At 46.3% G+C, this 19,072-nt stretch carries 16 protein-coding genes and 2 tRNA genes; 11 read left to right on the top strand and 7 right to left on the bottom strand.

Features of this window, described 5'->3' with window-relative positions; genetic code table 11:
- Positions 1-488: DUF1203 domain-containing protein (locus C3B51_RS10180; protein WP_346427716.1), on the top strand; the 488-nt coding region annotated here is incomplete at its 5' end.
- A 179-nt stretch (positions 489-667) separates the two neighbouring features.
- Here the strand turns inward: C3B51_RS10180 and C3B51_RS10175 are convergent.
- Positions 668-3,250: a M1 family metallopeptidase gene (locus C3B51_RS10175; protein WP_130244965.1), complete on the bottom strand. Its 2,583-nt coding sequence runs from the start codon at positions 3,248-3,250 to the stop codon at positions 668-670.
- A gap of 698 nt (positions 3,251-3,948) precedes the next feature.
- Between C3B51_RS10175 and C3B51_RS10170 the strand changes: the two genes are divergently transcribed.
- The 10 genes from C3B51_RS10170 to C3B51_RS23575 all read left to right on the top strand — a co-directional run bounded on the left by C3B51_RS10170 (position 3,949) and on the right by C3B51_RS23575 (position 14,204).
- Entirely contained in the window at positions 3,949-4,296 is a 348-nt protein-coding gene (locus tag C3B51_RS10170) for a terminase (protein WP_130244964.1), read from the top strand.
- Between the two features lie 96 nt (positions 4,297-4,392).
- The gene (locus C3B51_RS10165) at positions 4,393-4,860 is read left to right on the top strand and encodes a DUF3291 domain-containing protein (RefSeq protein ID WP_130244963.1); all 468 of its coding nucleotides are present in this window, start codon (positions 4,393-4,395) and stop codon (positions 4,858-4,860) included.
- Positions 4,861-4,967: 107 nt separating this feature from the next.
- On the top strand, positions 4,968-5,360 hold the full coding sequence (locus C3B51_RS10160) for a hypothetical protein (RefSeq protein ID WP_125721957.1): 393 nt from the start codon (positions 4,968-4,970) through the stop codon (positions 5,358-5,360).
- Between the two features lie 271 nt (positions 5,361-5,631).
- Positions 5,632-6,375 carry a MipA/OmpV family protein gene (locus C3B51_RS10155; protein WP_125721955.1) on the top strand — a complete coding sequence of 248 codons (744 nt, stop codon included), beginning with the start codon at positions 5,632-5,634 and terminating at the stop codon, positions 6,373-6,375.
- The gene (locus tag C3B51_RS10150) at positions 6,365-7,432 is read left to right on the top strand and encodes an efflux RND transporter periplasmic adaptor subunit (RefSeq protein WP_164519323.1); all 1,068 of its coding nucleotides are present in this window, start codon (positions 6,365-6,367) and stop codon (positions 7,430-7,432) included. The genes C3B51_RS10155 and C3B51_RS10150 overlap by 11 nt, the downstream gene beginning before the upstream one ends.
- 6 nt (positions 7,433-7,438) lie before the next feature.
- Positions 7,439-10,498 (top strand): efflux RND transporter permease subunit, encoded by a 3,060-nt coding sequence (locus tag C3B51_RS10145; RefSeq protein WP_130244962.1) that lies wholly within the window; start codon positions 7,439-7,441, stop codon positions 10,496-10,498.
- A 40-nt stretch (positions 10,499-10,538) separates the two neighbouring features.
- On the top strand, positions 10,539-11,204 hold the full coding sequence (locus C3B51_RS10140; protein WP_125721949.1) for a response regulator: 666 nt from the start codon (positions 10,539-10,541) through the stop codon (positions 11,202-11,204).
- Complete coding sequence (locus C3B51_RS10135) at positions 11,201-12,562, top strand: sensor histidine kinase (RefSeq protein ID WP_130244961.1); 1,362 nt, start codon at positions 11,201-11,203, stop codon at positions 12,560-12,562. The genes C3B51_RS10140 and C3B51_RS10135 overlap by 4 nt, the downstream gene beginning before the upstream one ends.
- Positions 12,563-13,359: 797 nt before the next feature.
- Entirely contained in the window at positions 13,360-13,773 is a 414-nt protein-coding gene (locus C3B51_RS10130; RefSeq protein ID WP_130244960.1) for a hypothetical protein, read from the top strand.
- Between the two features lie 272 nt (positions 13,774-14,045).
- Entirely contained in the window at positions 14,046-14,204 is a 159-nt protein-coding gene (locus C3B51_RS23575; protein ID WP_156158749.1) for a hypothetical protein, read from the top strand.
- Positions 14,205-14,279: 75 nt separating this feature from the next.
- Here C3B51_RS23575 and C3B51_RS10125 read toward each other — a convergent pair whose 3' ends face one another.
- From C3B51_RS10125 to C3B51_RS10105, 6 genes are all read right to left on the bottom strand, one after another.
- Positions 14,280-15,128, bottom strand: coding sequence for an alpha/beta hydrolase (locus C3B51_RS10125; RefSeq protein ID WP_130244959.1), 849 nt, complete (start codon positions 15,126-15,128; stop codon positions 14,280-14,282).
- A gap of 123 nt (positions 15,129-15,251) precedes the next feature.
- The gene (locus C3B51_RS10120) at positions 15,252-15,848 is read right to left on the bottom strand and encodes a TetR/AcrR family transcriptional regulator (protein WP_130244958.1); all 597 of its coding nucleotides are present in this window, start codon (positions 15,846-15,848) and stop codon (positions 15,252-15,254) included.
- 266 nt (positions 15,849-16,114) lie between these two features.
- Positions 16,115-16,267, bottom strand: a complete 153-nt coding sequence (locus tag C3B51_RS23570; RefSeq protein WP_164519322.1) for a hypothetical protein — start codon at positions 16,265-16,267, stop codon at positions 16,115-16,117.
- A 179-nt stretch (positions 16,268-16,446) separates the two neighbouring features.
- Positions 16,447-16,523: transfer RNA gene (locus C3B51_RS10115), tRNA-Pro, on the bottom strand.
- A gap of 408 nt (positions 16,524-16,931) precedes the next feature.
- Positions 16,932-17,008: transfer RNA gene (locus tag C3B51_RS10110), tRNA-Pro, on the bottom strand.
- Positions 17,009-17,172: 164 nt separating this feature from the next.
- Complete coding sequence (locus tag C3B51_RS10105) at positions 17,173-18,591, bottom strand: alanine/glycine:cation symporter family protein (RefSeq protein ID WP_130244957.1); 1,419 nt, start codon at positions 18,589-18,591, stop codon at positions 17,173-17,175.
- Positions 18,592-19,072: the final 481 nt, after the last annotated feature.

Raw genomic sequence — 19,072 nt, 5'->3', positions numbered from 1 at the left:
TGGACTTGACCAGTACAAAGACTGATTTTAGGATTAATGGGATTGATAAGCACAGCTTTTCCGAACTTTTGAGTTTAAATGAGCAAGAATTGGAAAATCACAATGCTAAATGGATAACGGCCGATGCGAACCCAGGTTACCCGTGTAGGGTGTCATTGATAGAAGCAAATATAGGGGAAAGGGTTTTAGCATTGCCCTATTTACATCATAACGCTGATTCACCTTACCGCGCATCTGGTCCGATTTTTGTTCGAGAAAATGCTATAAAAGCAAAGCTGAACATTAACGAAATACCTGAGATATTAAGAGAAAGACTGCTTTCCATAAGAGCTTATAATAAACAGCAAATTATGATTCATGCAGAGATATTACAAGGCGCCGAACTGGAGCCCGGTATTAGAAAGCAGCTTTTAAACCATGAGGTTGAATACATACATATTCACAATGCTAATCCCGGTTGCTTTAACTGTAGTGTACATCGCGCATAACAAGAGATTATGGCGTCAATAGCTAAATTCCAGCATTTGACGCTTCCCACATTGTTCCGTCTCTGTGTATCGAGTTCAAGGTTGTCTGTTTTTCAGCTTGTTGTGGCAACTTCTACTCAAATTGGCTGGGTTGCAATAAAAAGAGAGTAATAGGAGGGACCTATTACTCCAAATGACGTTTATAACTGCTTTAAGAAGCGCTCAGCCGAAGCAAGCTCTCTTTTTTGTAAAGATAAGCAAGTGTTTAATCTGAGTTCTGCTGCGGGTAAACTTTTACCAATCCCAGGGAATACCTCCACTTTTGCTTCATAGAATGACTTAATATCCTTAAAGCCTTTCTCCTGGCATTTTGGCATTGAAATATACGGGAAATAAGCAACTACATAAGGCGGAACTCGTTGTGCAACTTGTTCAAAATTTTCAAAAATCCACTGGTTCATTTTTGCTTTTCGTTCAGGGCGATAACTTAATCCTCTCAGTACTGTAGGCGTATCTGATGCCGTTAATTTATCTGTTAATAAGTAGCTTTGTACTTGGGCCTGAAGGTTCTGCTGGTTAAAGTAACCGAGAGCAGATAATAACTTTACGCGAACACTGGGAATAGCTGTCTGTTCAATTGTTGATTTAAATTGGTTGAGCAGTGCCTGATCGCCAAAGTAAGCCGCAATTTCAAGGTAAGTATTGGTTAAATAAGGATCAACTTTACTGGGGTCTTTAAAAAACTGAGTTGTTTGCTTCTGTGCTTCTGCGATAATGTTGGGATCTTGTAGTTCAAAAGCCGCTAGCTTAAATACCATTGCTCTTAGCTCGGAAACCGTATCAGACTCGCCAACTTGTTTCTCGAAGCCATACCGCTCGATTGTATCAGATACTTTTTGAGAAATTAAAGACTGCCACTGAGATTGATTTTTTTCTGTTTCGAAGGTGCGCATATTACTTACAATCCCTTTTAACGCATTGGCCGCAACCTTTGGATGGGGATCGTTAGTGAATGTGTTAAGAGAAGCGAGTAGGGTATAGGCATTAATTTTACCTGCATCCATAAGTTGCTTGGTTGTTTCAATTAAAGAGAGCTTCTCACGCGTGTTTAAAGCTTTATCGGCCTGTGTCAACACTGCTTGATATTGCGCCTCTGGCATAGACCATAAGTAGTAGCCAATGGCATTGTCATTAGGGTACACCCAGGTAGGTTCAAAATCGAGTGTAACCGATTGAGTTTGCTTAGTTAGCAGTACTCTTTTTGTGGCTACATTGCCTTTGTTATCGCCATATTTGATAGAGACCGGCACTTGCCAAAGTTGCTCTTTGGCTTGTTGACCTTTTGGTAAAAATCGAGTCTGGCTCAGAGTGATAGTTTTGCCTGACTGAGTAAAGTCGATTAAAGGGAAGGATGATTGAGAAACAAAAGACCCTAAAACACCCGGAACATCTTTTTTAGAGACAGCTTCAAGTTCAGACCATAAATCTTTTGCTTCTGCATTTTTAAAGGCATATTTTTTGATGTAATTACGCATGCCTTGCTGGAAGGTTTCATGGCCTATCCATTCTTCAACCATACTAAGAACAGCACTGCCCTTAGAGTAGGCAAGGCCTAGCCCATCCATAATATCGTCTGAGCTGTTTATGGGCTTACGAATAGGTTTAGTGGTGATCATGGCATCTCTCAACATGGCAGTATGCTGCGGTAGCAATAAATCACGTTCTAACTCAGGATATAATTTGGTGACCACTTTTCCACCGATCCAAGTGGCGAATGCTTCGTTCAGCCACATGTCATTCCACCATTTCAAGGTTACTAAGTTACCGTACCATTGATGTGCGAGTTCATGTGCAATAACGTATAAATGTGTATTGAATTCATTGCGAGGCTGAATAAATGGGTCAATAAGTAGAATTTCTTCGCGGTAGGTAATTAACCCTGCGTTTTCCATTGCACCATAAGGAAACTCGGGTAATGCGACTTGATCGAGCTTTTTATACGCATAAGGGATGTCAAAGTACTGCTCTAATGCTTGAAGTATTTTAGGTGTTTCTTTAATTGCAGAGTGAGCAAGGTCAATCTTTCCATGCGGCGTTACTATATTGCCCGGAATAGACATTTTTTCAACAGGTGTTTCTTCAAAAGGTCCGACAGCCAGTGCAACTAAGTAAGATGACAGAGGCGGTGTTTTATCAAAGTAGTGGGTTGTTTTCCCATCGTTTGAACTGGTCTTAATTACGGGCGTATTCGCATAAACTTTTTGCGAAGAGGGAGCGGTAATGGTGAGCTGAAACGGGATTTTAAATTCAGGCTCATCAAATACAGGGAACGCACGCCTTGCATCACTCATCTGGAACTGTGTAAAGAGGTATGGTACGCCTCTGTCTATCGACTTATACAGGCCTACGCTCTGGCGATTATAAGGCGCATCGAATGCAATTTTTAAGGTGTATTTCCCTTTAGGGATCAGTGTGTCACAAGCGAGTTTTACCTTGCCTGTCTTCAACATTGTGTCTTTTAGATCACATTGCTTATCGCCGAGTAGTTTAGCAAATTCAATGGCGTAATCTAGCCCATTCAATTCAATAAATTGAGTCTCTTCTAAAACCTGAATTTCAATGACTGTTTGCCCTGAAAAACGCGCTTTAGATGGGTCTACATCTAAACTAACATGTTGTTGTATAGGTTTGGCAACCTTGGCTAAGCGGTAGTCCTCGCCCATATTTGCTGAAGCAGTAAGAGAAAGAAAAATGGCAGTAGATAAGAGAGTGCGCTTAAACATGAATTGTCCTTTTATTGTTGTTTTACCCGATTATCTACACAAGCTGTACTAAGTTAACAGTCAATTCTTTTCTTAGGATTCAAAGTAGAGTCAAACGTCAGCCTTTAATTTAATTAACGTGTTGTTCTATATTGATTTTTCATGCTCTTGGATAGTAAGGGTGGCCCAATCTGGGGCATAGTTATTATGTAACAGAGTTTTTCAACATGTTTTCACTAAAGTTGTATATTGGTTGGTATCAGCATACTGCCATCGACTGAGCGGCTGGTTTTGGAATGGGTATCGCTTAGCTGTATCAGCCCGTTTTGGTTGTTTCATGCAAGGTATGCACAGATACCCAATTGCGCTCGTACCTTTTTGTGGTAAGGTTGTTTTATGTCGCAGTGGCTCTTTGAAAATAACTTATCGTCAATGGGATAGACGCCAAATACAAAATGGCGCAAACCAAGTTATATCAGTACTAAAGCATTTTGCAAGACGGCACAAAAGAGGCTCTAATGATATGCGTGAACATATTGTTCAGACAGGGATTGGATAGCGTTACATTGGGTTCAAATCTGCGGTCATTTATCGAAATCAATTCCTCTCAGCGTAAATGGCATCAGCCATATAGGGCGTGCGGGCAGGGGCAGTTAAAATAGCGAACACATGTACTGTGCGCGCATCAAAGCCAGAGCGTTTAGGGTTAAGGAGAGATTATGCCAATCAAAGACATCATAAAATGGCAATGGGAAGGGTACGCTAAGTTTCATAAGTCGCGTTCCAATTTGTGGTTGCATATTTTTGCAGTACCTATTTTTATAGCAGGTTCAGTATTATTGTTCTTTACGGTCTTCAATTTTAGTGTATTACTACTGGTAGTTTCTATTTTATTGATGGCGGTTTCGCTGGCGGTTCAAGGGATCGGCCATAACGAAGAAGCATTACCACCAGAGCCATTTACAGGGCTCCTAAATGCGGTTACTCGTATCCTACTGGAGCAACTTTATACGTTTCCAAAATTCGTCATTTCTGGCGGTTGGTATGCAGCGTATAAAAATAGTTAAAGCTGCGACAAGTCAGGTGTGGGAATGTTACTCGTGGCATTCCTAAATGCACCAGACTTACGCATTATTCATTTATCGACGAAGGACAGCAATAACATGAAATTAGCACAGTTAAATATTGCGCTTGCCAAATACCCTTTGGATGCACCAGAAATTAAAGAGTTTGTAGACAATCTGGATTTAGTGAATGGTATAGCTGAAGAAAGTGAAGGCTTTATCTGGCGTTTAAAAGACGATAGCGGTGATGCTACCAGCATTAGGCTGTTTGATGATCCAAATATGATAGTAAACATGTCTGTTTGGGAAAATACCAACTCACTCAAAAACTTTATGTTTCGCACGGGCCATAGAGATTTCATGCGTCGAAAAAGCGAATGGTTTCACCGACTGGCGGAAGATAGCTATGTGTTATGGTGGGTTGAAGACGGTCATATACCAACGGTACAAGAAGCTTTGTCTCGCCTTCAGCATTTGCGTGAAAACGGCGATACGCCATATGCTTTTACATTTAAAGCAAATTTCACGGAAGCAGACCTTGACGAGCTCTCAGTACAAGGCCTGTAAACGGAACCGTTGCGTAGAGCTTCAACAGTACGCCGTTTTAAGTGTTGAAGGTAGTTTGCAGTGACAATTGCGCTGCGCATTATTCAACTGGGGGTTAGGCGCCAGGGATGAAATCCATTAAAACACTGAGTATCTTGCACTTAGATGGCACTGCCGGTTTAACGGTGGGTTTGCTCATGTTTTTTCTGCAAGGCTGGATCAGCAATTTGTATAACTTGCCTGTTTCACTGATTCATTTTTTCGCGATTGCAAATGTTTGTTATGGAAGTTATGCATTATCACTCGCTTTTTCAGGCAACCGCAAACCTATTTCAATCTCAATACTCGCAATGGCAAATGCTTTATGGATGGTCGTGTGTGTCATTGTTATTTTGCTGTTTGCTCACACCGCAAGCCTTGTAGGGTTGTTATTTGTCGGCCTCGAAGGTGGCTTTGTTGTTTTACTTGCAATATATGAGTGGCAACACAGGTATCAGCTGTCGAAGGTGCGTAGAGCCTGAGAAAAACAACTATCTAAGCGAGTTATACTTCCAAAAATCTCTCCTTCTGTATGTGGTAATTCGTCAAGCAGGCACCTGGCTATCTTTTTCGCCAACACTCTTTTCATGGTTGGTATAAAGCCTTATTTGTCTCACCTTGGTTGTCAGCAACATAGCATTTCTCAAAAATTTCCATCCTGTAAGTTTCAAGAAAGTTTGTTCCCTTAAATTTTACTTAACCCCGGACAAACACGTTGTCCGACCCAATAAGTTCAATAAACGGAGCACAGTCATGAACAAAACAGTTTCTTTGATTTCTTTGGCACTTATGAGTTTTTCTGCCCTTGCTGATGAGCAAAAACCGGGTATTCAGTGGGGCGTTGGCGCGGCGGTGGTATCCCAGGATCAGGGTTACACGGGTGTAGGTAACGAAACGATTTTGGTGCCAGCTCTGGCTATTCAGTATGGCAACTTTTCATTACTGGGTCCGCGCGCCAACTATAAAGTCTGGCAGCAGGACAATATTGAGCTGTCGCTTGTCGGTCAGTTGAGGCTGGATGGCTATGAAGAAGCCGACGGTGACATTTTCCTGGGAATGGAAGACAGAGATATGAGCTTTGATTTTGGTTTTGAAGCTGAGCTGGATACCAAAGTCGGCGAGTTTGGCTTTTCTTTTATGCACGATATGACCAGCACGCATGAAGGGTATGAGGCAAGCGTAAGCTATGGCATACCGTTTACTGCGGGCGATGGCCGCATTGTGCCGTACGTGTCTGCCAGTTATCTCAGTGAAGATCTGGTTGACTATTACTATGGTGTTTTACCTAACGAGCAACGTGCCGGTCGTATGGCTTATGTCGGGGAAGCTAGCATGAACTTTGAGGTGGGTGTCTCCAGTGATTGGTTTTTCGGTAAAAATCATATGTTCAAGGTAGATCTGAGCTATACCGCTTATGGAAGTGAGATCAAAGACTCTCCACTGATTGAGCAATCTGGTGGCGCACAATTGTTGTTGGGGTATGTCTATGTCTTCTAAACCCCTTATTCTGCTGAGTCTGGCAGCTATGCTTGGCTGTCAGGATCAGCAGCGCGAAGCGTATGTTGAGGCTGAGCCTAATCAGCCCGCTATTATTCAACCTGCCACTGTGTTGCCTGAACGGGTGGTGGATGTACCAAAAAAAGTATTTTACGGCCAGATAGAGGGGGCTGAAGACACTCAGCTAGCCGCGCTAAAATCAGGCAGGGTAGAAAAGCTCTGGGTACGTGCCGGGCAGTTTGTAACGCGCGGCACTGTACTGATGGAACTTTACGACCCCGAGGCCAATGCCATGCTGGAGCAGGCACAGGCAGAGCGCTTGCGGGCCAATGCGGCGTATAAAAATACCCGCGCAGAGTTTGAGCGTACCGAAGCGCTGGTAAAACGTAACCTGCAAACTCAGTCGCAGATGGATAAGCTTCGTCGCGATCTGGACATGGCTTATCAGCAAGTAAACAAGGTACAGGCCGAGCTGAATGCTGCACGTAATCAGCTTGCCGAGCTAACCATTAGTGCGCCATTCGACGGGGTCGTGAGTGACCTCTTAGTGCGCCAAAAAGAGTACGCAAAGGCCGGGCAGACGGTACTGAATTTTCAGGCGGCTGATGCGCTGCATGCGCGCTTTGCCATCCCCGAAGAGGTTGCACTTACCATGGCAGAGCAACAGAAGGTCGAGGTGTTTGTGCCTGCGCTCAAGCAAACCGTTCGGGGCCAGGTTGTTGAACGTGCGCTACCGCTGGGATCTCGCTCGCCGTTCTTTTTTCTCAAGGTACAACTGGAAACGCCTGAACCAGGCTGGATGGGTCTCAATGCCCAGTTACACATTCCATTATCCGATCAGCCTCTATACCGGTTACCTGGCGGTGTTTTGCATTATGACGAAGCCAGCCAGCCTTATGTGGTGCTGCAATCGGCCCCTGAACAACGCCAGCACGTGCAGGTTGTGACGGGGCGAGCAAATCATATTCTGGTGAGCAGCATTGACCCGCTCGACTCACCGGCTCTGGTGTTTGCACATAGCCGCCTGTCTCAAAACCATACATTAAATAGGGAGTAAGTTGTGATGAGCACGCCCTGGTTTGTTACCCCACGCCTGATCCTGGGCCTTGTCTGCATCTTGTGTCTTACCGGCATCGGAGGCTGGTTTAGTGCCCCTGAGCAGGAAGATCCCAGTTTTCCCTATCGCAATGGCCTGATTGTGCTCAATGCCAGTGGTCTGGAAGCACAATCGCTGGCACAGCGTTATGTCCGCCCGCTGGAGCGCGTTTTGGCACAGATAGACGAAATCCAGAACTACAGCGCGCAGGTTCAGCATGGCGTAGCGTCGCTGGATATAGAGCTGAAAGAAACCGTGTACAACACGGATGAGGTCTGGCAAAGGATCAAAGAAGGTGTTGCGCCAATCCGCCAGAGCAATCCATCGCTGTCCATAACCATCCTGGATCGTGTGCAGGACACCCAGGGCATTTTTTTGTCGGTTGGCAGCCGGGGAGATTTGCTACAGGAGCGACAACTTGCTATTGCGCTGCGCGATCAACTCCTAGCGCTCAGTACGGTGCGCAATGCCCAGCTGGTGGGCGATCCGGGCCAGCAGCTGGGCGTGGCTTTTGCACAGCAATCTATGCTGCAAACCGGTATCACACCGCTACAGATTGCCCAGCGTATTGCCCAGGCGAATAACATAGAATCGGTCGCCAGCATCACCAAGGACCGGGCGAATCTAAATTTATCTCCCGTGGCTCAGCTTGATTCAGTCGCTGAGCTAAAAAACACGCTCATTGCAACGGCTCAGGGTCAGCAATTACCGCTGGCCACTTTGGCAGACATCCACTATCGCACCGATCCACAAGCCCGCGAGTCTTTTTGGGTCAATGGTCGACAGCAAGTTGGGGTCGCGGTGACCCTAGTGCCTAACCGGATCCGCATTGCTCAGGCGGGTGAACAAGTAATCCAGCTGGTTGAACGCTTCAATCACACTCATGGTGCAGACACTGTAAGAGTCGAATTGTTCCAGCCGAAGTGGGCCAAAAAGCGCAAAGATGCGCTGATGCAATCGTTAATGCTGAGCCTGGTTGCCATCGCCGTTATTTTGTTCGTTTTTTTGTCTGCCAGCGGGGCCGCCAGTGTGTGTATTGCGGTGGTGGTGATCACACTCACGGCTGTAGCGGCATTCAGTGCTATGGATGGCGTATTGCACCAGATGACGATTGCCGGGCTAATCTTGTCGTTAGGCCTGATGGTCGACAACTGCATTGTGGTTGCCGAGCGCTTTAATCGCCATGTGTTATCCGGAGCTGCTCCCCTACAGAGCGCAATAGACAGTATCACTGAGCTGTGGCGCCCGTTATGCGCAGCAACAGTTACCACAGTTGCCGCATTTTTACCTATGCTGATGGCCAAGGGCAGTGTGGCCGATTTTATTGCCAGTATTCCAGTGATGGTTATTCTGTGCATTGTAGCCAGCTATGCTATTGCTCTTACCCTGGTGCCATTACTCAATCGCTATTTTCCTGAGCGCAAATCTCAGGCCTCACGCTGGCAGCAGCAACTGAAACTTAAACTAGAGCAAGGGGCATTGGCTTTGTCGCAGTTTACGCTGCAACATAAAGCGCTGACTTTGGTTGCGGCCTTTGGGCTGTGCGTCGGGCTCATGTCGCTGCCGCAGGCAGAGGGCGAATTCTTTCCAAAAACCAACCGGAATCAGGCCATAGTAGACGTAGAGCTACCCATGGGGAGCCACAAATTGCTAACGGCCAGTACGCTGAACCGAATTGCTGAGGACATCAATGCCCATGCGAACATCGAGCGTACTTTGGTTTTCAGTGGTTTCTCTGGTCCGCGCTTTTACTACAACCTTGCCCAAAAGCCGGATGAAAGCCATATCGGCCGGGTGGTACTGAGCGCACAAGCAAATACCGACATGAGCCAGCTGGTTAAGCAGCTAAATACCCGTTTGCAACGAGATTACCCAGAAGCAGTCCTGCGTGCCCGAGAGCTGGGGCAGGGGCCGCCGCTGGAAAGTACAGTAGTGGTGTGGCTGAGCGGTGAGGATTATAGCGTACTGCGCCAGGCTGGCGAAGAGGTATTTGCGGTGCTCAACGCCGATCCGCGTTTTGATAAACCTGGTAAAGCCTACTCAAGTGCTGTGCCACAGCTGATGATGGCGTTTGATCAACAGCGTATCAGCCAGTTTGGTCTGACTGAGCGTCAGCTCAATGATTATTTGGCCTGGCGTAGCGCGGGCTTAACCATGACGCACGTGAGCTTTAACAACGAGCCAACATCCGTTGTGTTGTACGACCCAGATTCCAGCCATGACAGCATAGATATGATGAATACCGGTGTACTGACGCCCTTACTTGATAAAGCGGTGCCCGTGCATGCACTGGCAGATCCGCAGATAATTGGCAAGCAGGCGGTGTTGGCGCGCAGAAACGGAGTACCAGTGGTTAAACTGATCAGCGAAGTGGCACCTGGTGTGGACGAGGCCGAATTATTGACAGAGCTTACGCCAGTGTTGACAGACATTGCTGAACGCCATGGCCTTGAGCTGGAGTTGGGAGGCGAAATGGCGGAATCAGATGAGGCGAACAGTGCATTGTTTAAAACCCTGCCGCTCGGCGCGCTGCTGCTTTTTATCGCTCTGATACTGCAATTTAACTCATTGCGTTTAACCTTACTGGTGATGCTCAGTATCCCGTTTGCCATCATTGGTGCCCCCGCTATGCTGAGCCTGGTGCAGGTGCCGTTCGGATTTATGTCGGTGCTGGGCATTCTGTCGCTGGCCGGGATCGTGGTGAATAATGCTATCTTATTGATCGACGGCACTTTGTTATACGTAAGAGCCGGACAGAACACTCAGGCGGCAATTGTTTTATCGGTACAAAATCGGGTCCGCCCTGTTATAGTGACTTCGGTGACAACCATAGTGGGTATGCTGCCGCTAACCTCAGCCAGCAGTCCATTGTGGCCACCGCTGGCCTGGGCTGTGATTGGCGGCTTGCTCACATCGACCATTCTGGTGCTGGTGGTCATCCCGGTGCTGCTGAGCGTGTTATTGCCCAGGCGCAACAAGGGCTTGCCAGAATACAAACCGAGTCTGGGTAACACATGCACGGAATAAAGAGAAAAACACAGCTAAGTTGCACAAAGGAGAGAGTAGTATGCGCATTTTGATCACCGAAGATAACCTGCAACTGGCCAGCTTTATTCAGCAGGCCATGACTAAAGAAGGCTATGCCGCCGATATCGCGACAAGCGCCGGTGCACTGCATGATCAGATGGCCCTATGGCACTACGATGCTATTATTCTGGATCTGGGTCTGCCTGATAAAGACGGACTGGATGTGATTGCCACATTGCGCGGGGCAGACAACCCAATTCCCGTTTTGATCTTAACGGCACGGGGTAGTGTTGATGACCGCATTGCCGGGCTGGACCTGGGCGCAGATGATTATATCAACAAGCCATTCGACATCGGTGAGTTGCTGGCGCGAATGCGTGCTTTATTGCGTCGCCCCAGCCAGTATACGGGCACCTTGTTATCTCATGGCAATCTTTCTCTTGACCCAAAATCTCGACGGGTGACAGTGGACGGTGAAAATCTCTCCATGGGCAAAACCGAAGTGGCTATTCTGGAATATCTGCTACGTCATGTAGGCCTTACGGTGGGCAAAGACGCACTGTACGATGCCATCTACGCCATGGGGTTTGAAGTGACCGATAACGCGTTACAGGTGGCGGTGCACCGGATCCGTAAAAAACTCGACGGCACACAAGCGGGCGTGACCATTAAAACACTTCGCGGCATAGGGTACATACTGGCATGAAGATCATCAAAAACTCATTAGCCCGCAAGATTTACCTGCACTTTATACTGATTGGCTCTGTGGTGTTTACCGGCATTGGTGTGATCTTACACCTGTTTTCGATGAACTATGCCAATCTGGCTTTGGAAGTCAGCATGAAAGGTATGAGTGAAGATGTGGCAGACGCCCTGCGTTTTGAGCAACAGCAGCTTATTTATGCCCCAGACAGCGTGATAGAAAAGTGGGGCTACGACGCTCTGTACAATAATTTTGCGTTTCGGGTTATCCGCGCAGCTGACAATGTGGTGCTGCTTCAGTCTGTGAACAGTGACCAAGGCTCAGCCGCGCTCAATGCGCTAACTGAAAGCATTCCGATTGGTTACTCTCACCTGGGTGGGGTTGATCGATTTCGCACCGGGCTGACGCTGAACGGTCAGGCACTGTGGGTGGATATGGCACGTAACGACCTGATCACTGAGCTTGCCAACGAAGCGGTGATCCCTGCACTGAACCGGGTTACCGCCATCACTATTTTCGCGGCGTTTGGCGTGTTTATGCTGGTTGGATATTTGTCGGTGCGCTCGGTAGTACAACCGGTAAAAACCGTGGCGGGGCAGTTAAAGCAGATCAAACCCGAGCAACTGAGTTTCAGGCTCAGTAACGAAGGGCTTCCCCATGAAATTCAGCCCATAGTGAATTCACTGAACCAGGCCATGGAGCGGGTGGAGGGCGGCTTTGATGAGCAAAAGCGCTTTGTTGCAAACGCCGCGCATGAGCTTAAAACCCCGCTTGCTGTGCTCAATACCCGAGTTCAGCTGGCCGATATTGCCCCCCAGATCCGCGAAGAAATCGTCAACGACGTAGCCTATATGACCCGGGTGGTACAGCAACTGTTAGACCTTTCTCGTGCCCAAAACTTTGTGGTGTACAACAAAGTCCCTGTGAGCTTATCAGCACTGGCACAGGAAGTGTGCATGATGCTGGCCCCACTGGCAGTGCAGTTTGACAAGGAGCTCAGCCTGGATACTGACGCTGCCACAGATCAGATCCTGGCAGACAAAGCTGCGGTACACATCATGATCAAAAATCTGGTCGAAAATGCGCTAAAACATTCACAAGACAAAGCCAAAATTCAGGTGAAGGTTACAGCTACTGAACTGGAGGTGAGCGACAATGGCCCCGGGATCCAATCGCAATATTACGATCGCCTGTTCGAGCGCTTCTGGCGACAGGAACAATCTACCCTCACCGGCAGTGGGTTAGGCTTGTCTATCGTTAAAGAGGTCGTAGATTTTCATAACGCCAAACTCACCGTCACCTGCAAAAACGAGCAAGGCGGCACAAGCTTTAAAGTCGCGTTTACTGAGCGTGTTGTCTAGCGCAAGAGAGAAGAGGTTTTGTTCAGTTTGAAGAGGCACGGTTAGCAAACTACTTTTCCACCTTCCCGGGCGTTTGAGAACTTGGACCCGCTAATATGCGACACTGGGGACTTATGTGTAAGTGATTCATATACTCCTCTGTTACCCCGCGAGTGCACGAGCCTATAGCTGTTTAAAAAGCTGAGGAACTTTTGTGGGGCTTAACCTACATACTTAGTCGTCATCCCGGACGCTTGCGAGCCGGGATCTACTAAAACACAACGCGGAGGTATTTTGCGCAGTTTATCAGAAAGGCAAATGGCGAGATCCCGTTTTATATATTCTGCGGTGGATGGGCAGCAACGCACCTCAGAGAAGCTGTCATCAACGCAGGTGCAGATGGTATTACCTCTTCTGGTACAACGTTACTAAAGATGCTGCAGCGCGAAGATGGCTAACATGAGCCGTAGGTATCACAGATAGGTATCACAGACACCCATTTATAAATTTAACACTGATGAGATCCCCAATTTGCATAAGGTGCAGCGGAATTTGTAGCCAAAGGAGCATAGGTGTAGTGCAGTTACCTACAGAAGCATTCAATTGACAAGTTTCTGATTGCCATAATTGCGCTCTCACATGTTAAGGAATACGGTTTTCTGAATTATTGATAGTGCTTCGTCTGCGTCTAAACTTAACGAAACAACCACCATGGCGTTGAGTGTGTCCAAAAAGGCTTACTTTGGATTTATGTTTAATTGTCCACGTCTAATCAATTGCCGTGCTGCTAACCTACAAGCGGCGGATAAGGAGGCTAAATGACGCAGAACCGTTCTAATCAAGAGTATACTCATGTTAAGCAGCTGCTGAGTAAGATGGATCCTGAGATTGCGGCGAGCTTTAGCTACAAACAGCGTAAAGCCTTGCATAAAGCCATAAATACTCGCGGCTGGAACAACCATGCTATTGATTTCAGGCCAACACTGGTGATGCCATTTTTGCCCTGGAGTTTCTATATTGTGTTCCTGGGTGGGGTGAATAAACGCAGCCTGAGCAATACAGAGCGGATCACAGCGGCCATTATGTTCCTGATCAGCTTACTGATAGTGGGCGTGATCTTGGTCGCAGTGGTACTCGTTGTTCTCTATTTGCTTAAATCCTGGCTGGGGATAGATATTTTTGCGGATGAATCTTTAGGGCTGTGGGACTATTTTAAAACGTTCTTTGACTGACTGGCCGGTATCTTTGCTTGTAAATATAGACACAATCTGACTGTGCGCATAGTACATAAATCTAGCGCTGTCATTTAAGATTGCGTGATAAAATTTCAATAGAATAAATAAGATAAAAAACAAGTACCTAAAAAGTAAGGTCGAAAAATCACCTAGGTTGCCTTGTTTTTTGTTGCTAATTTCAGCACATTGTTTAACTGATGAGCATAGCCATACAAGCGTGCCGTCATCACCATTCGATTAAACAACAGAGAAATACAACAGGAAACAACATGAAACTGAAAAAGGTTAAGTTAAAAACGCTGAGCACAGATAACAACTTAAATGCGCAGCAAACCAAAGACATTGCTGGTGGCGCAAGTGCTTACAGTAAAGACTACGGTGCGTGTTACACGGCCCCTGCATTTTGTCCCACGGCCTATATCTGCTAATTGGTATGATTTTGCCCGGCCTCAGTCGGGCTTTATTGTCGTGCTATAACGGGGCACATAAGCAAACAAAAACCGTCACCTTATCAGCGCATCAAACGCATCTTTCGCTTGCTGGCTTTGCAATATCCTGCCATGCCCCAGGCCCTGAGTTTCGATAAGTTTTACCCGACACATTTGTGTAGCGGCCTGTTTAGACACCGTAAATTGCGCAAACCGGTCATGCTGATCATGGACAATAATACAGTGTGCAGTTCTGTTTTTTAATTTCTCGAACGGGTCGACCGATGCCATTGGGTAGTTGTACTCGTTTTCGACCTTACTGACTACACTGCGGAACAGACGCATTGAATACCCTGAGCGTTCAATACTGCCAAACAGATTACTGACGTAATCCAGAACAGGGGCAATCAATAACAACGGTTTATTGCTTAGTTTGGGATGCTGACACTCAATGGCGGCGGCGCAACCCATACTGTGTGCAATCACGCCTTGTGTTTCATCCAGGCTATCAAGCACGGCTTCAAGCCCGGATACAAAGCCGGGCAGGTGGCCGACTTCTCCTTCGCTGTTTCCGTGCGCCGGATGATCAAATGCAAGCGCCGTATAGCCTTGCGCAGCGATATGCTGCATAAGCGGAAAAAACTGGTTCGCACTGCCAGACCAGCCGTGGGTTAATACCCAGACTGGCCCGTTGCCAACCCGGTAGGTTTTCAACAAGCCTTCTTTTGAGGAGATACTGTCCTCGATGAGATCTGCCGGGGCAGCATGCTTGGGCTTAGCTCTCACTGGCGTGAGCAGGAGTTTAGTTGCCGTTTTTTCAGCATGCCCGGGTGCAATTCGGTGGTGCACGCGTGTCGCCACATTGAGCATATGCTTTTTGAAGTTAAATCTGCTGTCGGATTTAAAATAAATTTTGTCACTCATATCTGTTCCTCCACGAAACAACACCTTAGCTTGATAAGTTTAAAACGAACGGTCGTGCTATTAATGTGTTCAAAAAAAGGCTGAAATTACTCAGCCTGTTTAGTTAGCTTTAATCAAACCGCTTTAATGGTCTATTTTCCAGCTTTGTATTAAACGTGCTACGCCTTGCCAGAATCGCTGTGTACTTTCAGCCTGGCCATGCATTGAATGATATAAGTGCGCACTCAAGTACATGCCATATAGCTCAAAGGTGGCTTGCTCTGGTTGCAGATCGGCACGAAACTCTTGGTTTTCTATACCTTTGCCTATCTGGATCTGTAAGTAGGTCAGCCAATTTGCAATTGCTTGCTTTAGCACCTGCTGAGCGGCCGATTCATCAGCACACTTTTCTCGCCAGGCGTCCAAAAACATACAGCTGCCCTGAAACGACTGATTCCAGTTTAACCAGTGATGCAACAGCGCCTTTATTTTCTCTTCATAATTGCGGCAGTTATCAGAGCGGGCAGGGACGATCACGCGTTGTATAAATATCTCATTGGCAAATTCAACTACCGCCGCCTGCAAATTTTCTTTTGAATTAAAATGGGCAAACAAGCCACTTTTAGACATAGCGCATTGCTTTGCCAACTCACCAATGGTAAGGCTTTCTAGGCCATTTTCACTGGCTAACCTAAATGCCACATTCAAAATGTTATCGCGGGTTTGCTTACCTTTGCTCATACACTACTCACAGCTACCTTATGTCCATTTATAGCACGACCGTTCTTTTAATGGTAGTGCGGCGTGCTAAGAATGAAAGATGAGTAAAAAAACTTAGTGAGAATCAAGGGGAGACGAAAGCCAAAGGCGCGGGTCACGTTGGGCTGAATGCTGACCACCAGAAGTATCAAAGAGTGAAAAACTGTCGCTACCAAACGTTCTTTATGCTGATAGGGCACATTTGGCAGGCCTCCTGCGAGGCTTACCAAATCAAATGTTATCTGAGCTTACACTTCACGACAGAGGTTAATAGAGATTGTAATGGGGATAATGGTTGGTGTTATGCCACCGCCAACTTGTGGTGTCATATTATTTGGAAGAGATTTATTTTGTTCAACCAGTGTTTTGAGCTTTGTTTTTTTAACTTTAAGTGCTTTCATTTACTTTCCTTAATTTTGAGTTTTCAAATAAATCACAAATATTAATGACAGTAAGCCACTTTATTGTCAAGCTGAAGTCAGAAGCCAGAAAAAATGGGCTTTTTAGGGCTTTGATTTATGAAGTTTCAATAAGTGCATTGAGAAATGATTGTTTGTGTTTAATCTGAGGGGGAGAAGAATGGTCGGCATAGCAGGATTTGAACCTGCGACCCCTGACACCCCATGACAGTGCGCTACCAAGCTGCGCTATATGCCGACTTGGTTGCCACTATAATGATTTTTATCACAAAGGCAATACCTTTACAGGTCGTTTGCACACTAAATAGGCAGCCCTTCGAGATCCGATACTATTGAAGCCAGGTTACGGTAATTATGGCTTTACTCTGACTACTGATGGGCATGCAAGACTGGATGCGACACGCTGATACAAACATGATAATCAGAATGCATTATTCTTTTTTCTTAATCAGGTCATTAAACAACACGTCTCGCTTGCCAAAGAAGCTTTTGGCGCAGCAAAGGCTGCACAGTCTACTTGCGAATAAGAATATAATGTTTAAAGCAAACAACTATGTGAAGTAATAAGGTTTGACTTTCAGTTGCTGTAAAGAACTTAAAAGAGGAACAGAACGAAAATAAGTATTTAACTGGAGGGGGAGAAGAATGGTCGGCATAGCAGGATTTGAACCTGCGACCCCTGACACCCCATGACAGTGCGCTACCAAGCTGCGCTATATGCCGACTTGGGCTTCACTATAATGATTTTTTGATGAAAGGCAATAAGTAATTGTTTCAACTGAATGTTATTTGTACTTAATGGGTTTGGGCGGAGGTTTGTTGAACAGTTTTACTTAATGAGGAACAATGAAAAGGGGAGGTAGCCGGGTGACTACCTCCCGTACAGATTATTTGTGCCAGATACCTTTAGGCAGGGTTTTTAATACTTCAGGTTTTTGTGAAGGATCAAAAACGGGGGTTTTGCCTTGTTTTAGTTGGCTACGGTAGTCTTTGGCAAGCCAGATAACAATACCCGACATCATAAACAGTGCGATCACGTTGATAATGGCCATTAGGCCCATCGAGATATCGGCAAGTGTCCAGATCAGGCCAAGCTCGCCTACAGCACCAAACATGACCATGGCCAGCACACAGGCTCTAAAGATAAACAGGCCTTTGGGGTGATTATGTTCCAGGAATAACAGGTTGGTCTCTGCGTAACTATAGTTGGCGACGATAGAAGTAAAAGCAAAGAATAGAATGGCAATGGCAACGAAAATTCCGCCCCATTCGCCAACATGCTCAACCAGGGCGGCTTGTGTTAACTGAATACCAGTAACGCCAGACTCGGGCACCAATTGATTTGACAGTAAAATGAGGGCAGCGGTGGCACTACAGATAACAATAGTATCAACAAATACGCCGAGCATTTGAACATAGCCTTGCGAAGCCGGATGATTTGGATTAGGCGTTGCGCTTGCCGCGGCATTTGCAGCACTACCCATACCCGCTTCATTTGAGAACAGGCCACGTTTAATCCCCTGGATCATTGCCTGCATCACTGCATAACCGATTGCACCGCCTGCTGCTTGCTCAAAGCCAAACGCGCTGTTAATGACTAACATGAAAACGTCGGGCAACTGGCTTGCGTTCATTACACACACAACGATTGCCAACAATAAGTAGGCGACTGCCATAAATGGTACGGCGAGCTCAGCAAAGCGGGCGATGGTTTTAAGGCCACCAAAGATAATAAAAGCAGAGCCGCAGACTAACAGAAGACCCATTACGTACTTGGGTACATCAAAGGCGACTTCAAATGCCGCTGCAATTGAGTTTGCTTGTACGGCATTAAACACCAAGCCAAACGCGAGGATCAGACACAAAGAAAAGAGTACACCCATCCAACGTTTATTCAGGCCATACTCCATATAATAAGCAGGACCGCCGCGGAAATTGCCATCATCGTCTTTGGTCTTATATAGCTGAGCCAGGGCGCTTTCAGCAAAACTGGTCGCCATACCGATGAGGGCGATCAGCCACATCCAAAAAATAGCGCCAGGTCCGCCGAGATAAAGTGCAACTGCAACACCTGCCATATTACCAGTACCAACCCGCGCGGCGAGTGAGGTACAAAACGCCTGGAAGGAGGAAATACCATCTTTGGCGCCACTTCGGCTGTTTGCCATGACCTTAATCATGTACGGGAATTGAGTGAACTGAATGAAACCCAGTCGGAGGGTAAAGAAAACACCTGCTGCAATTAATAGGTATATAAGTATATGACCCCACAGCAAGCCGCTTATTGTGTTAAAAAAGTCAGCCATTGGATTACGACCCTTATTATAGATATAGCAGAACGGGTAAATAAGGTTGCGTAATTTAGCACATGACGGCTTTCAACTCTAAGTATTATTGCTTTATCCACAGCTTTTTGTGGGTAACTTGTGTGGTATTTGTGAGGCTGTGTTGGGTAAAAAATTAATTCAAAAAAATCATAAAAAGCGCTTGCGCCGCATTCGAATCTCCCTATAATGCGCATCCATCGACACGGCGGGCAGCAAATAAAACGCTAAACAACATGTTGATGAGTCATATAAAACTCAGTTTAGTTTCTTTTAAATCTGAGTGTTGACAAAAAGAGGAAAGTGATTAGAATGCACAACCCTCAGCGATGACGAGTTATCGCACCGGGTAACCGGAATATGTTCTTTAAAAATATGAAGCAATCATCTGTGTGGGCACTCGTACAGATTGAGTTCTAACAGCGAATTTCAGTTTTACTGAATGACGCACAAAAATTTAGAG

The organism is Pseudoalteromonas rubra, assembly GCF_004212645.1.
Taxonomy (GTDB): Bacteria; Pseudomonadota; Gammaproteobacteria; order Enterobacterales; family Alteromonadaceae; genus Pseudoalteromonas; species Pseudoalteromonas rubra_G.
Note: the sequence above shows the minus strand (reverse complement) of the source record. Positions and strands in the feature narration are given on the sequence as shown.

What these genes read in the sequence shown, in the direction of transcription:
- C3B51_RS10175 (WP_130244965.1), bottom strand. Translation starts at nt 3,250, where the DNA reads ATGTTTAAGCGCACTCTCTTATCTACTGCCATTTTTCTTTCTCTTACT.
- C3B51_RS10170 (WP_130244964.1), top strand. Translation starts at nt 3,949, where the DNA reads ATGCCAATCAAAGACATCATAAAATGGCAATGGGAAGGGTACGCTAAG.
- C3B51_RS10165 (WP_130244963.1), top strand. Translation starts at nt 4,393, where the DNA reads ATGAAATTAGCACAGTTAAATATTGCGCTTGCCAAATACCCTTTGGAT.
- C3B51_RS10160 (WP_125721957.1), top strand. Translation starts at nt 4,968, where the DNA reads ATGAAATCCATTAAAACACTGAGTATCTTGCACTTAGATGGCACTGCC.
- C3B51_RS10155 (WP_125721955.1), top strand. Translation starts at nt 5,632, where the DNA reads ATGAACAAAACAGTTTCTTTGATTTCTTTGGCACTTATGAGTTTTTCT.
- C3B51_RS10150 (WP_164519323.1), top strand. Translation starts at nt 6,365, where the DNA reads ATGTCTTCTAAACCCCTTATTCTGCTGAGTCTGGCAGCTATGCTTGGC.
- C3B51_RS10145 (WP_130244962.1), top strand. Translation starts at nt 7,439, where the DNA reads ATGAGCACGCCCTGGTTTGTTACCCCACGCCTGATCCTGGGCCTTGTC.
- C3B51_RS10140 (WP_125721949.1), top strand. Translation starts at nt 10,539, where the DNA reads ATGCGCATTTTGATCACCGAAGATAACCTGCAACTGGCCAGCTTTATT.
- C3B51_RS10135 (WP_130244961.1), top strand. Translation starts at nt 11,201, where the DNA reads ATGAAGATCATCAAAAACTCATTAGCCCGCAAGATTTACCTGCACTTT.
- C3B51_RS10130 (WP_130244960.1), top strand. Translation starts at nt 13,360, where the DNA reads ATGACGCAGAACCGTTCTAATCAAGAGTATACTCATGTTAAGCAGCTG.
- C3B51_RS23575 (WP_156158749.1), top strand. Translation starts at nt 14,046, where the DNA reads ATGAAACTGAAAAAGGTTAAGTTAAAAACGCTGAGCACAGATAACAAC.
- C3B51_RS10125 (WP_130244959.1), bottom strand. Translation starts at nt 15,128, where the DNA reads ATGAGTGACAAAATTTATTTTAAATCCGACAGCAGATTTAACTTCAAA.
- C3B51_RS10120 (WP_130244958.1), bottom strand. Translation starts at nt 15,848, where the DNA reads ATGAGCAAAGGTAAGCAAACCCGCGATAACATTTTGAATGTGGCATTT.
- C3B51_RS23570 (WP_164519322.1), bottom strand. Translation starts at nt 16,267, where the DNA reads ATGAAAGCACTTAAAGTTAAAAAAACAAAGCTCAAAACACTGGTTGAA.
- C3B51_RS10105 (WP_130244957.1), bottom strand. Translation starts at nt 18,591, where the DNA reads ATGGCTGACTTTTTTAACACAATAAGCGGCTTGCTGTGGGGTCATATA.